Here is a 15,073-nt window from a genome sequence, read left to right on the forward strand (position 1 = left end):
AACTTAACATTCGGTAGAATGTTTAATTTGCGTGTGGATAGGGTATGAAGGAACATGTGTCGTTTGTTCTTAAGTCAGTCATTTTGGGTTTGGCTCTGGGGTTTTTGTATATTTGGTTTTTTGGTTCAAATCTAAAAACAGTTAATCCCGCGGGTTCCGCACCTTTTTCTTATGCGTCTGCCATTAATCGCATCACCCCGTCGGTGGTGAGTATTTATATTCAAAGCAATGAATTAATCAGAAACCCGGGTGGCGGCGTTTCGCCACAAGCACCTTTTGTTAATAAAAACTATTTAGGTTCCGGTGTTATCGTTTCAGAAACCGGTCACATTGTGACCAATCGTCATGTGATTGATGATGCCAGGCGAGTGGTGGTGTCTTTGTGGACTAATGAGCAATTTGAGGCCAGTTTTGTGGGTGCCGATGAGTTCACTGATTTAGCGGTGATCAAGATTGATGCCAAAAATTTGGTGCCGGCCCAATTTACCGACAGTGATGCGGCCAATACCGGTGATGTGGTGTTAGCGGTGGGTAATCCCTACGGGCTCAACCAAAGTGCTTCTTTGGGCATTATCAGCGCCACCGGTCGCCAGGGTTTAAATATCAGTGCCGTTGAAAACTTAATTCAAACAGATGCAGCCATTAACCAAGGTAACTCCGGTGGCGCTTTAATTAATACCCTGGGTGAGGTGGTGGGAATCAGTACCGCCAGTTATAACCAGATTGGTGCTGAAGGCATTAATTTCGCAATTCCGGCGAATACCGCGGCACAAGTGGTGCAATCGGTTATTAAATACGGAAAAGTTATCCGTTCGGGGTTGGGTCTCATGTTTTTAGGGGATTATGATCATATGCGTTTTCGCATTCCAAAACCGGACAAAGGCATTATGGTCTCTTATGTTGTTCCTAAATCGCCGGCAGAAAAACAAGGCATTCAATCTCGGGATGTCATCACCCATGTTAATAATATTGCAGTGAATTCTTTTCAGGAATATCGGCAAGCTGCACTGTCATTTACCCTTGACGAAAAAGTAACCTTACGTGGTTTTAATAAAGACGGTGAATTTAGCAAAACATTGGTTGTTGAATTGCCGACTCAAAATTGATTCCTTACTTTAAACAAATTCACCGCATTGCCTTGCCAATGATGGCGGCCTCCGTGAGTGTGCCGTTATTGGGGGTGGTGGATACGGCTATTTTGGGGCATTTAGATTCTCCTGAATATCTGGCGGCGGTTAATATCGGCGTCACTGCCATGAATATGTTGATTTGGGGGTTTGGGTTTTTACGTATGAGTACCGTGGGCTTGGTGGCACAAGCGGCCGGACGCGGTGATTCTCGGCTAAGAGCACATCATTTGGCCCGCGCATTAACAGTGGCCTTAGCGTTAGGCGTTTTGGTGGTGCTCAGTCAATTTCTGTGGTTACCAGGCTTGTTATGGCTTTTGTCAGACGGAGGTTCGAGTGAAGCTTTGGCGCGTGATTATTTAGTTATCCGTTTATGGTCGGTGCCATTTCATTTGTTACTGTTTGTGATAAATGGATATTTTCTGGCAGTTGATCGGGCACGGTTGGTGATGTATCTCATGCTGATAAGCCAGGTTGGCAACATGTTGCTCGATTATTTGTTGGTGATGGTGTTTCACTTAGATGTACGCGGTGTGGCTTGGGGCTCTTTAATTAGTCAAGCTGTGGCTGCTTTGGTGGGTATTGGTTGGTTACTGAATAAAGACTATTTAACCTCTGAATTGTGGCGAAGTCGACGTCAGTGGTGGCAAAAATCACAATTACGGGCTTTGTTTAGTTTAAACGGTGATGTGTTTATCCGTACCTTGTGTCTAATGGCGGTGTTTGCCTTAATGACCCGTTTTAGCGCAGAACAAGGCGCACTTATTCTGGCCACCAATGCAGTTTTACTCAACTTCTTTTATTTAACCTCTTATGCCTTAGATGGCTATGCCCATGCCATTGAGTCCATCAGCGGTCGTCTTTACGGGCAGAGAGATTGGCAGTCTTTAAATTTAGCGGTGGCTTCAGTCTTTAAAATATCTGCTGGGGTGGCAGTTGTGATGAGCGTATTGTTTATAGTTAGCGGTCAGTCTGTGGTGTCTATATTGACCGATTTACCGACAGTCAGAGCGACAGCCAGTGAATATTTGTGGTGGGTATATATATTACCGGTGGCGGCTATGTTGGGATTTGTTTACGATGGCTTGTGTGTAGGCATTACGGCTTCTAAAATTATGCGAAATGCCATGTTGGTAGCCACTTTATTGGTGTTTTTACCCGCATGGTATATCTCTGGTTTATGGTTTGAGCAAGTGGCTGATAATCATCGTTTATGGGCTTCATTTATACTGTTTTTCATTTTTCGTGGTGTCATGATGCATGTGTTGTATAAACGCAGCCATAACAACATCACCACAAAAGCTTAATTTTCTGTGGTTAAAAAATAGAAATTTGCTAAAATTTTTACATTTTAAGGAACAAGTCGACTGATGACTGGATTGACACGTGTTTTATTAATTATTGGCTGCTTGTATGGCTGTCTGGCGGTAGCGGCTGAGACTCGACCAAAAGTTGGGTTGGTATTATCCGGTGGTGGTGCACGTGGTATTGCTCATGTGGGTGTCATTAAAGCTTTGCATGAAAAACAAATTCCCATTGACTACATTGCCGGCACATCCATGGGTGCCATTGTCGGCGGTTTATATGCAATTGGCATGGCACCGGATGACTTAGAATGGGCGGTCAAATCAGTGGATTGGGACAAGGCCATCAATCCCGGCAGTCCGCGGGTGTTGAAAAATTACCGACAAAAGCAGGAAGAAAAAGACTACTTTACCGAATTAGAAATAGGCATTTCTAAAGAAGGCGCTAAATCAAATGTTGGGCTGGTCGGCGATCATCGGGTGATGCTGGAGTTACAACGGCTTGTGGGTAACTTTAATGTTCAAGATTTTGATGATTTCCCGATTCCATTTCGAGCAGTAGCAACGGATTTGAATGCCGGTGAGCCTTATGTGATGGATCATGGCGATTTAGCGATTGCAATGCGTGCATCGATGGCTGTTCCTTTGGTATTTGGGCCGGTAAAGCATCAAGACCGCTATTTGGTGGATGGCGGTATTTTAAATAATTTGCCCGTTGATGTGGCTAAAGCCATGGGTGCGGATATCGTAATTGCGGTAAATATTTCATCGCCATTGGGTCAAGTTGATGACAAGTCATCGGTGGTTTTGGTGACCTATCAAAGTATTGACGTGGCTTTGGTGCAAAACACCAAGGAATCTGAAAAATTAGCTGATATTGTTATTAAGCCGGCATTAAAAAACATACTGCCAAACATGTTTAATCGAACAGACGACATGATTAATGATGGTTATTTGGCCACTTATGCCCAATCTGAACAGTTAGCCGGTTTGGCGTTGTCAGATTATGAGTATTTGACCTATTTAGAAAGTCGTAATTTTTTACCCAGAGAAATTCCAAGTCGCATACAGTTTGTTCGTTTTGAAGGCAATAATCGAACCGCAACAGAGCGTCTTCGGGAACATGCCTCAGCGATAATGGGTAAGGATTTTCAGGCCGGTTTGGTTCAGGATTTTGTGGATCAAGTGGTGGCTTCAGAACCTGATATTCAGAATATTACTTATAAAGTTGTTGAGGACAATAATCAGCGGGGTATTCTATTAAAGGTACAAGAAAAACGATGGGGGCCGGATTATTTGCGTTTTGGTTTGAAAGTGGCAGATGATTTTGATTCCAATACCCGTATCTCTTTATTGGTTCGACATCAGCGTTTTAATATTAATTCGAAAGGCGGACATTGGACCAATGATATCAGTATTGGCTCAGTATTGGCGTGGGAATCGGAACTGTATCAACCGATAGATTTTAGTAATGAATATTTTGCCACCTTTAATGTGGAGGCTGTTAAGGACACTAAACGACTATACCAAGGCTTGGATGCTGTTGGTGAATATGATCATAAGAGATATGGAATGGGGCTTAATATTGGTTACAACCCTACGCGTAACAGTGAATTGCGTGCCGGTTTATGGTTTAAAGATGAAAGTGTTACGCCGGTGATTAATGATTTAAGTTTTCAGACTGCTGTTGATGATACGGTTGGGGTTAAAATTAATTATGGCATTGATACCTTAGAAAAGACCATTGCCCCACGCTATGGTTATGATTTGCAAACTGAAGTGGGTGTTTTTGATCGTGTTCAGTATCTGAGTTTTGATGGTTTTAGACGATTTCCTTTATTTGAAAATTCTGCAGCGCATTTGCGTTTTAAATTTGATTTTACTGATTTGGTTGATGATAACGAGTATTTTAAAGCCTATGGTGGGGTGGATGATTTTGCCGGTTATCCGACAGATTCTTTATTGGGTTTAAACATGTTTGTTATGGAAGCCGGTTGGTTTACCGGTTTGGATCAGATTATTTTACCGGTGTTAGGCTCGCCTGACCTAACCGTTAAAGCGCACTGGGGAAATGTGTGGCAGCGTCATATAAGTGTTGAAGATATGCTGTATGGTTTCTCGGCAGGAATTTCTTTTGATGTACAAAACAATGTTTTGTATTTAGGCAGCGGCTATAGCCGCGATGGCGATTTACGCTTTTATTTGCGTGTAGGTACCGGTTTTTAGGGTAAATCAGCTGTTTTTAGATAAAAATGTGAACCGGTTTCTCTAATCTTAACGCTTCTCTTGCTACACTTTGAGCTACTCTTTTAAAGAGAAAGCGAAATGAGAATGAGAAATTTAAGTAAACTGGTCGCGTTGGCGGTTTTGTCCGTGGCACCTGTTGTTAATGCCGATGTGGCATTTGTGCTGGATGGTCATAAATATTCGAGCCCATCCAATATTATTTATCGCACTGATAACCAAAAAATCAAAAATCCGATGGTCACAAATTGTACCGCCGGTGGCATTCCTGTGCCGGACATTCAAGTGGGTACCACTTTTAAAAACGGTGACAATGTCCACATCCCCTTAAACGCTGTTTATTACAACTTGGCGCAAGGTCGTTTGTATCTGACTTCAGTATTTGGCAATGTTGAATGTCAGAATGGTACTTATGAGGATGGCTTGTTTATAGGTGGTTTTGAAGTGGGTTCTTAAAGACTGTTAAGTTGTTTAAGTAACCAGTCTTCATCCACAACGGTAACACCTAAAGACTCCGCCTGACTAAGTTTAGAGCCGGCATCCGTGCCGGCCACCACGTAATCGGTGTTTTTAGACACCGATCCAGTGACTTGTGCGCCTAAATTTTGTAAGCCTTGTTTGGCTTCACTGCGTGTTAACTGGCTTAATTTACCGGTTAACACAATGATGGTGTCCTTGAGTGGTAACCGGTCCTGGTCTATGCTTTTAATGGCGGGCCAGTGGATACCATTATCCAACAAAGCTTTAATGGTTTTATTATTGGCTTCATTATTAAAATAAACCCGAATTTTCTGCGCCACCACTGGTCCAATATCCGGTAATTGTTGCAGTTCATCGCGACCTATATTTTGAATGGCTTGTAACGTTTTGAGTTCATTGGCTAAGGTGAGCGCGGTGGCTTCACCCACTTCTCGAATTCCCAATGCATAAATAAACCGCGGCAAAGTGGTTTTTTTGCTGTGAGTGATGGCGTTAAGTAGATTTTGTGCTGATTTTTGTCCCATACGCTCTAAACCGCTTATTTGCGATTCTGTTAATTGGTATAAATCAGCGGCAGTATCAATAAGCCCGGCATCAATTAATTGATCCACTAATTTATCGCCTAAGCCATCAATATCCATGGCTTTGCGAGAGGCAAAGTGTTTTATACTGTGCTTTTTTTGAGCGTCACAAGACAAACCGGCAGGGCACCTTAAAACAGCCTCATCTTCAGGCTTATAGAGCTCGCTGCCACAAACGGGACATTGACTGGGCATCACAAACTCTTGACTGTTTTCTGGGCGCTTTTGCACCACAACTTTAACAATTTCAGGAATCACATCACCAGCTCGCCGCACAAAAACGGTGTCACCAATGCGTACATCTTTACGTTTGATTTCATCTTCATTATGTAAAGTGGCATTGGTCACTGTCACCCCGCCGACTGTAACGGGTTTTAAACGCGCCACCGGTGTGATGCTGCCGGTACGACCCACCTGGACGTCAATGTTTTCAATGATGGTGGTGGCTTCTTCAGCAGGAAATTTATAAGCAATGGCCCAGCGTGGTGCTTTGGTGATGAAGCCCAATGATTGTTGTAATGTGAGATCATCCACCTTAAAAACCGCGCCGTCAATATCGATATTTAAAGCGTCACGCTTTTCGATTAATGTTTGATAATACTCAAAGCAAGCATTGAGTCCTGAAAGGGTGGTGCATAAATCATTGACCGGAATAGCCAAGGTTTTTAGCCAGTTAAGAATTTCGGAATGGCTGCTAAATGTTCCTTGTGGCTCGGATAAACCAATACCGTAGGCGAAAAACTGTAGCGGTCGTTGTGCGGTGATTTTTGGATCGAGTTGTCGCAATGAGCCGGCCGCTGCGTTACGTGGATTGGCAAAAGTTTTATCACCACGTTGTTCAGCTGCCTGGTTGTATTGTTTGAAGCCATCTTTGGGCATCACCACTTCGCCGCGTATTTCCAGAACATCAGGTAAATCTTCTCCTGCGAGCTGTAACGGAATGGATGTTATGGTGCGGACATTATGGGTAATGTCTTCACCGGTTTGGCCATCGCCACGGGTAGCGCCTTGTGCCAGTCGACCATGTTCATAACGCAAACTAAGTGCCAGACCATCAAACTTCGGCTCCGCAGAAAAAGTCAATGTATCCATTGCAATGCCATCTTGTTGTAAGCGTTTTAAGAGACGTTGATAAAAAGCGGTCATGGCGGCTTCATCAAAGGCATTATTTAATGACAGCATGGGTGTTGCATGTTGAACCTGGGTAAAGGCGTCTAGAGGCTCATCGGCAACCCGCTGTGATGGTGACACATCGGTGACCCAATCGGGGTGTTTTTGTTCGGTGGTTAGCAGCCGTTGATAAAGCTGATCGTATTCAGCGTCTGCAATTTCAGGGTCATCTAATAGATAGTATTTTTGCGCATGGTGATTTAACGTGTCGACTAAATCTAAGTAGTCTTTTTTTGATCGGCAAAGATCCATTTATTTTTCGGAGTCCAGATTGGCCTCAAAAATACGCATCTCTTCCCGCATCGAGGCAATCCGTTGGCGGGAAAAAGTGCTGTGATTTTCATCGGTTAAGGTGCCGCCAAGTAGCTCTTCCATGCGTTTGGCCACGGGGAATAAGGTGTCCCAAAGGTCTAAAGCATCCATTTCACCGGGCAACGTCATGATAAAAACCAGGCCACTGGTTCGCATATCCACATCAAAAACCCCGGGTTTCAGCATATTGGCGACTAAAAATAAAACCTTTTTTTCACTGCCTAAACGCCGGTAGCGGTAAAACAAGTGATCATCGCCGTATTCCAAACCGGCTTTATTGGCAGCATCTTTGATTTGATGCCAGTCAAACTGTAGGCCATCTTTGGCGTGGAGAAACAAAGTGATGATTTTCTTTGTGGATTTAACAGGGGTATCTGCAGAATCGGTTTTCGATGGTTTCACTGCAGGACTTTCAAGACCCAAATCCGGATCAATATGAAACAGTTCGTCACTGTTGACATTAATATCATTAGGCCGAGCTGATTTGGTGTGAAAATAATAAATCAGCACCAAAACAATAACTCCAATAAGACCAATAATAAGGCGCAGTTCCCAGGGTGACACGGTGACGTTTTAATCCGAGATAAGAAAAGAGAATCATACAAAATCAAAGCCTTTTGTTCAAGCGTGATGGTGGTATTGACTGACAAATTTTGATTGTTGTAAACAAAGGTAGGGTGGCGCTCACTATTAATATTCAATATAGCTTAATAAAAACCATAAATAGCCACTATTCGGTTAAAAATTCGTTAAAAAAATCGTCATCACAGAGGGCTATTGTTAAAAATGAGAAATAGGTCACAGAAATATGTTAGAAGACAAATATTGAAATGATTATAGTATGAAGATTAAATTTTTGGAGTTTAAAGATGATTATAAAAAAATTAATGGTGTTGGGTTTTATGACATCAGGTCTGTCTATGGCCGGGGATTTTACTTTAAATGCAGATGATTTAAGTCACTTTACAGCCAGTGACAGAGAAGTCATTATTGCAGCTTATCCTGAACTGGTTGACAAAAACGTTACTCAGGGTGCGGCTGTGGTGGCAACCATCGGTTTCAGCAGTAATTGTACTTTTAATGCATCTGTTCGAACAACACCCATTCAGGATGCAATCGATTTTACAATAAACACCTATACAGAGCTACGCCTGGTTGAGGGCGTGTATGACGAGGAAAATATTACGCTTAATGATCGTGACATGGTGATTAAAGGGGGCTATGCCAGTTGTCCAGACGCTGCCAATAATATTCAGACCAGTCCAAATTCCTTAAATACCATTATTCAATCGAGTACTGATTCAAATCCGGTATTTCGCATCGATGGAAACACCGGTAGAAACTTTATAACCTTGCAAAATTTAGCCATCAAAAACAGTGGTGCCAGCAATTGGTATGGCGGGGCAATCCGTATCAATAGTGCGAATGCTTCTATATCACTTTATAAAATAGCGCTGAGTAACAACACTGCTTGGAAGGGTGGCGCCATAGGAATTACCGGTAATGGTGGTGACATGAACGTGAATTTAAGACAGGTGCAAATGAATGCTAATCAGGCTGAAGCCGGTGGTGGTATTTATTGTCGCAATCCCAATGCTCAAATCAATATTTTTGACAGTGATGGTTTGGAACATGGTATATACAGTAATACGGCCACAGCCGGAAGTGGTGGCGGTATTTTGCTGGAAAACGGTTGTGAGATGATTACCTATCAAGGCAGTCAGGATGTACAGCTTTTTGGCAGTGATATGCGTGGTATCAACTTTAACACAGCGACGGAACATGGTGGTGGTATTGCCATTATGGGTGGTGCCAAAGCCACATTGCGAGGACGGAATAGTTGTTTTCCTCTGAATAATAATTGGATATGTCTATCGGGTAACAATGATGAGCCGGTCAGTATGTTATTTAACTTTGCCAATTACGACGATAATGGTCTCGGTAATGGCGGCGCAGTTTATGTGGATGGCGTGGGCAGCGAACTGGTTGCTGAAAATGTCTACATGATGGCGAACATGGCCTTTGATGGTGGTGCTGTTGCGGCTGAAAATGGTGCGACAGTGACCATAAAAAGTGCCTTTGAAAATGAAGCGGGTGCCATTGGTTGTTGGAATCCAGGTGCTTGTGTTGATTTGAATACTAATTTTGCAACCAGTGTAGGTGGTGGATTGTATGCGGCCACGGGTGCAGATATTGATGTTGCTAACAGCGCGTTAAGAGGTCATCGAGCAACCGCCGGTGTGGTGGGGTATGCCCGTGATAGTGGCAGTAAAATAAAATTTGAGGGCAGTGTATTCTTTAATAATGGCAGTAATGGAACCGGTAATTACAACGACACTTATCTGTTTAGAGCCTTTCAATCTTCAGAGATATTGATTTATTATTCAACAATCGGTGAGAACCAGTCTACGTCTCGAATAATAGGTAATAATGATGCCCGTGTGGGCTTAGCGAACAGTATTGTCTATGATCCTGATGGTGTGGATATTTACTTAGAATCAGGCAATAATAATCCCACACGTTTTATGGACTGTCTGATTCTTCATGAGGATCAGTCTGTAGTAGCAACCCGTAAATTTACGTCCGATCCTATGTTTATGGATACCGGCAATCAAGATTATCGTCTTAAGGATGGTTCGCCCGGTATTGATATGTGTAATCAACAATGGGTTTCACCTTTATTTCCGGATATGTTGGGAAGTGACAGGCCTGTTGATTTACCGGAATACACCAATTTGTACGGGGCTGAAGATGTAGGCGCTTATGAAGCCACGGCCACAGACATAATCTTTAAAGATGATTTCGAATAACCTTTAAAGTTCATTCTCTGAAAAAAGCCCCGAATTAATTCGGGGTTTTTTATTTAAGCTCAGTTTTTAAAGCCGCGATTTTTTTGTTTTTGGTTTTAAGCGTTGAACTGACTTATGTCATCATAAATCTAGATGGAACTTATAATATCGGTGGCGAAGAAAGTCCTATCAATGATGTTATTTTCAAAGATGATTTCAAGTAACTCAAACTAAGTTAACTAGATTTAAAAGCTCCACAATGCTGGAGCTTTTTTTATGGGTTTTGATTTAGCTGGGCTTTTAAAGCAGCGAAATTTTGCTTGGTTTTGGCTTTATGGGCAGGGTTGTCGGGTGCCATCATAAATTCAGCAGGGATTTCATCAATAAAACGACTGGGCCCGGTGCTGGTTTGTTGTTGCGTTGGATGCTTTGATTTGCGTTTTTTGACGTAGCTTATGGTTAGTTTATTTTGTGCGCGGGTCATGCCGACATACATTAAACGCCTTTCTTCGGCCAGTGCTTCAGATTGATCTTCAGCTTCTTCGAGGCTGCTGCTGTGAGGCAGTAAACCTTCTTCAATGCCGATTAAAAACACCTGATTAAATTCTAAGCCTTTGGCTGCATGTAAGGTCATTAACGCCACGCCTTGGGTGTCGTCATCGTTGCTATCAGTTTGTAAAGTCAAGTAGCTGACTAATTCTTCTAGGTCGGTGGGTTTATTTTTGCAGATGGCATTCACCCAGCGAACAAAATCAGTGATTAATTTACGCTTATTAACTTTTGCGACTTGATTCGCGGTGTTATGTTCTACCCAATTTAGGTAGTCAGTTTGATTGAGTAGTTGGCTTAGGATGACATCGGCGGTTAATTTTGATTGGCAAAAGTTAGCTATCATGCGTTGAAAGTCATGTAATTTAGCGGCCATACGCGGCTCAAAATGTTCATCCAGTTTTGCTTGTGAAATAAAATGGAAAAATGACCGGTTGCTTAGTTTGGCTGAATGGGCAATGTGTTTAACTGTTTGCATACCGATACCGCGTCTTGGTGTGTTGATGACACGGAGAAAAGCGGCATTATCAAATGGATTAGTGAGTAACCGCAAATACGCCATCAGATCTTTAATTTCGGTGTAGTCGAAAAAAGACCGTCCACCAGAGATATGATAAGGAATATTAAAACGACGCAAGGCTTGCTCAATGGTGCGAGCCTGGCGGTTAGATCGGTATAGGATACCATAATCACCGGCCTGGTGATGGTTATGCTGTATAGAGAAGTGTATGGCGGTGGCAATGTGTTCAGCTTCTTCTTCAATGGAATCATGACTGCTGAGGTCAATTAAGTCGCCTTCGCCTAAATCGCTCCAGATTGTTTTTTTAAATGGGTGAGGGTTATGCTGCACCACGGCATCGGCGGCTTTTAAAATGGTGCTGGTGGAGCGGTAATTCTGTTCTAATTTAACCACCTCCAGTGTCGGAAAGTCATTCGCCAAGAGCTGTAGGTTTTCAGGTCGGGCGCCGCGCCATCCGTAGATTGACTGGTCATCGTCGCCAACACAGGTTAAGCCTTGGTTGTTAGCAGTTAATTGTTTGATGAGTTGATACTGGCAGGCATTGGTGTCTTGGTACTCATCAACCAACAAATAGCTCACTTGATTTTGCCAACGCTTTCGAACCGTTTCATTGCCTTGCAACAGCCATAGACTCATGGCGATTAAGTCATCAAAATCCACGGCATTGATGCTCTGCATATATTCAAGGTAACGGCGGTAAATGTCTTGATTTAATGGGTTATTCGAAGTGGCGTCTGCGGGCTTTAATCCGGCATTTTTCCAATCAGAAATTTGCCATTGAATGTCATAGACTACGTTCTTTTTTAAGCCTTTGGGGACCAGTTCCTGAATAATTTGAGTGCATTCAGAAGGGTCTAGAATACTAAATCCGGGAAGTAAGCCGGTGTGTTTTACTTCAGATTTTAACAGCCGTAAACCCAAAGCGTGAAATGTGGAGATGTTGATTAAATCTGCCTGCACATAGCGCTTTGCTAAACGTTGCTGCATTTCTTTAGCGGCTTTATTAGTAAACGTGATGGCGTATAAATGATCAGGCTGACAAAAATGGCTGTTAACAATGTGCAACATTTTTTCAACGATGACACGGGTTTTACCGCAACCGGCACCGGATAAAACCAGTAAAGGTGTGTTTAAATGCCGAACGGCAGCGGCTTGGTGTTTATTTAGCACGGTAATTAATTAAATGTTATTGGGGTCTTGGATGGTGTGTAAATCGCCGGGATGACCAAATAAGTAGCCTTGGAAATAATCACAGCCGAGTTTTTTTAACAGTGTAAATTGCGCTTCGGTTTCGACACCTTCAGCCACAGTTTTTAAATTCAGGTTTTTGGCCATGGACGTGATGGTGCGAATAATGACTTCGGCATTGTCATCGGTTTCAACGTCGTCGATAAAACTTTTGTCGATTTTAAGATAATCAATAGGTAACTGGCGCAGATACTGAAGCGATGAATACCCGGTACCAAAGTCATCTATGGCAATTTGCACCCCAAAATCTTTTAATCGGTTAAATTTATACTGAATTTCATTGAAATTGCCCACCACCACGCCTTCGGTTAATTCAATGGTTAAACTATTGGGTTTAATATTAAATTGGCTGATGATTTGTTCTATGTATTTAATAAAGCCCTGCTGATGAAATTGCTTTGAGCTGACATTAATGGAGATATTATGCCCTGATTCACTGGCTGTATAACAGGCATTAGAAATAACCCAGCGACCCAGGGATTGAATTAAATCGGTGTCTTCGGCCACCGGAATAAACTCGTCAGGATAAATGGTTCGACCATCTTGAAATATACGGATGAGTGCTTCAAAGCTGACAATCTGACGGTCATGATTGACCATGGGTTGGTATTTAAGAATAAAGGTATCTTCGTTTATGGCGTGTCTGAGTACCTGTTCAACATAAAGGATTTGGTCATTATGTTGCTTCATGCTTTGATGATACATGGTCACTTGATTGCGGCCCTGTTCTTTGGAGCGATACATGGCCACATCGGCCTGGCGTATGATGTCGTTAACGGAATTACCTTCATAAGGGTAAATAGACACACCAATACTAACGGTACAAATATGTTGGTGGTGGTCAATTTGATAGGGTTTGGCCAGTGTCTGGATAATGTCCTCGGCTAACATGACTACTTGTACCGCAGCATCATTGGCAGTTTGATATTCGCAATCAGTGACCAATACAAACTCATCTCCCCCAAAGCGGGCAATCAGTTTGAATTCATCTTGGTAAAGTTTTAAGCGGTTACTGATTTTTAATAACAGTTGGTCACCAAAATGATGACCCAATGCATCGTTGAGTACTTTAAAACGGTCCATATCCAAAAATAAAACAGCTCCGAATAATTGTGTGGCCTGACCTCTTTGGATAAGTTCATTGAGCACATGTTGTAATCGTTGGCGGTTAGGCAGATCGGTTAAATGATCGTGATAAGCTAAATGGCGAATTTGTTGGGCACTGTTTTTTTCGTCGGTAATATCCACCATCATGCCCATTATTTCTTGGCTTTGTTCGAAATCTTCAGGTAAATATAAGGTGTCTCTGAACCAGCGATACTCGCCATTGGCATGTTTAATGCGGTAATCAATATCCAGATTATGGCGATCAAAAATATCCTGAAACAAGGCCTTTTTGAAACGGCTCAAATCATCGGGATGAATTTTGCTCATTAAAAAATGTGGCTCAGTGAGCCATTGTGAGGTGGGGTAACCTAATAAAGACTGGGCTTCGGCACTGATAAATTTAATTTGGTCTTCCTGGATGTTCACTTTCCAAAAAATCACAGGGTGACTTTCTATGATGCGTTTATAATCTGAATTTGTTCGGGCGAGTTTTATATTGGCTTTGTACAGATCTTTGGTTCGTTCGGCAACTATTTTTTTAGTGGTGTAATTCTTGCCGCTTAATATCAGCATAATAAAAGTGATAAAAGCAGCAAAGAAAATACCCACCAACAAAGTTAACCATAAACTATCGGGTGTATTGGTGGTGAATAAATCGTTGTCCGGCGCCACCATTAGTAAATAATCCTGGTCAGCAATGGTGATTTGGGCTTCATGAATATAGTCTTTAAACCGGGATATGCGGACATCCTTGTTTTGATAAATTACATGTCTTTGGTTGTTGTCTATCTGATAAAGTCTGACCACATAATTCTTGATGTCATAAATTTGGTTTTTTTGGGCTAAATACTGCAAGTAATGATTAATATTGCCGGATTCCTGCTCTAGATCTGAAACCAATGTGGTTAATTGCGTTTCAATGCCTTCATTAATCCGATCGATTTGAAACTGACGAAATGAATTAAATAACAAAAAAATTAGAATAAAACAAACCAGAACAGGTACTGTTAAACTGACAATGCGGGTTCGCCAAAGAGACCTTGGTTCAGCAAAAAGAGTTAGTAATAGGGGAGTGAATATGAGTACGCTCATAATATCGCCAAGGTACCAAAGAAAACTTTTAGTCAAAAAATTGTCTTCATCGAAAAAGCCGACTTGGTTTAATAGCATTACAAATAAGATGCTGGTAAAAGCCATGGGTAAAATGGCCGAGTAAAAGAAAAACTGGCTGACTGACTTGAAGTCAAGCAATTTAAATTGATTGCCTACAACGCGAAGCACCCAAAAGCCGGCAAGCAAGGGGCGAAAAATATTGACCAAATAAAAAAGAACATTGTATAAGGTGTCAATATTCCAGCCTAAATGCAGATGAACCTTATAAATGAATAGGCTATTCAATAGTTCACCCAACATAATGCCCGGAATAATGCGGCTACGCCAAATAATAACCGCGCCTACACCGAGACCAGCAGCCGGCCATATCGCCAAGGTGGGTCTGACAAAATAGAAATACGCTAAGTAACAGACCAACGCGTATATGGCTGCGAATATGACGTTGGTTAAACTTAATTTAAGGCTGATTTTCAAGGTTCGTTTAAATGGTGATTTTTAACATGATAGTAGCAAAAATCGACAGGTGGGT

The 15,073-nt window shown here is 42.1% G+C and carries 9 protein-coding genes; 5 read left to right on the top strand and 4 right to left on the bottom strand.

Annotated elements, in window-relative coordinates; all coding sequences use genetic code 11:
- Nucleotides 1-44 precede the first annotated feature (44 nt).
- From OS173_RS07930 to OS173_RS07945, 4 genes are all read left to right on the top strand, one after another.
- Entirely contained in the window at nucleotides 45-1,106 is a 1,062-nt protein-coding gene (locus OS173_RS07930) for a S1C family serine protease (protein WP_267183737.1), read from the top strand.
- Entirely contained in the window at nucleotides 1,103-2,434 is a 1,332-nt protein-coding gene (locus OS173_RS07935; protein ID WP_267183738.1) for an MATE family efflux transporter, read from the top strand. Before OS173_RS07930 ends, OS173_RS07935 begins: the two co-directional genes overlap by 4 nt.
- A gap of 63 nt (nucleotides 2,435-2,497) precedes the next feature.
- Entirely contained in the window at nucleotides 2,498-4,657 is a 2,160-nt protein-coding gene (locus OS173_RS07940; protein WP_267183739.1) for a patatin-like phospholipase family protein, read from the top strand.
- 105 nt (nucleotides 4,658-4,762) lie between these two features.
- A complete protein-coding gene (locus OS173_RS07945) occupies nucleotides 4,763-5,131 on the top strand; it encodes a hypothetical protein (protein WP_267183740.1) in 369 nt (122 codons plus the stop codon).
- On the opposite strand, the gene ligA is transcribed toward OS173_RS07945, so the two are convergent.
- A complete protein-coding gene (gene ligA, locus OS173_RS07950) occupies nucleotides 5,128-7,158 on the bottom strand; it encodes an NAD-dependent DNA ligase LigA (protein ID WP_267183741.1) in 2,031 nt (676 codons plus the stop codon). The two genes, OS173_RS07945 and ligA, sit on opposite strands and share 4 nt — an antisense overlap.
- A complete protein-coding gene (locus OS173_RS07955; RefSeq protein ID WP_267183742.1) occupies nucleotides 7,159-7,782 on the bottom strand; it encodes a cell division protein ZipA in 624 nt (207 codons plus the stop codon).
- 305 nt (nucleotides 7,783-8,087) lie between these two features.
- Between OS173_RS07955 and OS173_RS07960 the strand changes: the two genes are divergently transcribed.
- Nucleotides 8,088-10,028, top strand: a complete 1,941-nt coding sequence (locus OS173_RS07960) for a hypothetical protein (RefSeq protein ID WP_267183743.1) — start codon at nucleotides 8,088-8,090, stop codon at nucleotides 10,026-10,028.
- Between the two features lie 253 nt (nucleotides 10,029-10,281).
- Here the strand turns inward: OS173_RS07960 and OS173_RS07965 are convergent, their stop codons facing one another.
- Nucleotides 10,282-12,246 (bottom strand): ATP-dependent helicase, encoded by a 1,965-nt coding sequence (locus tag OS173_RS07965; RefSeq protein ID WP_267183744.1) that lies wholly within the window; start codon nucleotides 12,244-12,246, stop codon nucleotides 10,282-10,284.
- Between the two features lie 9 nt (nucleotides 12,247-12,255).
- Nucleotides 12,256-15,018, bottom strand: a complete 2,763-nt coding sequence (locus OS173_RS07970) for a bifunctional diguanylate cyclase/phosphodiesterase (RefSeq protein ID WP_267183745.1) — start codon at nucleotides 15,016-15,018, stop codon at nucleotides 12,256-12,258.
- Between the last annotated feature and the right edge of the window lie 55 nt (nucleotides 15,019-15,073).

Origin of the sequence: Marinicella gelatinilytica (assembly GCF_026410405.1) — a bacterium.
GTDB lineage: Bacteria > Pseudomonadota > Gammaproteobacteria > Xanthomonadales > Marinicellaceae > Marinicella > Marinicella gelatinilytica.

Excerpts from the sequence above, each read along its gene's own strand:
- OS173_RS07960 (WP_267183743.1), top strand. The coding sequence starts at position 8,088 with ATGATTATAAAAAAATTAATGGTGTTGGGTTTTATGACATCAGGTCTG.
- OS173_RS07940 (WP_267183739.1), top strand. The coding sequence starts at position 2,498 with ATGACTGGATTGACACGTGTTTTATTAATTATTGGCTGCTTGTATGGC.
- OS173_RS07945 (WP_267183740.1), top strand. The coding sequence starts at position 4,763 with ATGAGAAATTTAAGTAAACTGGTCGCGTTGGCGGTTTTGTCCGTGGCA.
- ligA (WP_267183741.1), bottom strand. The coding sequence starts at position 7,158 with ATGGATCTTTGCCGATCAAAAAAAGACTACTTAGATTTAGTCGACACG.
- OS173_RS07930 (WP_267183737.1), top strand. The coding sequence starts at position 45 with ATGAAGGAACATGTGTCGTTTGTTCTTAAGTCAGTCATTTTGGGTTTG.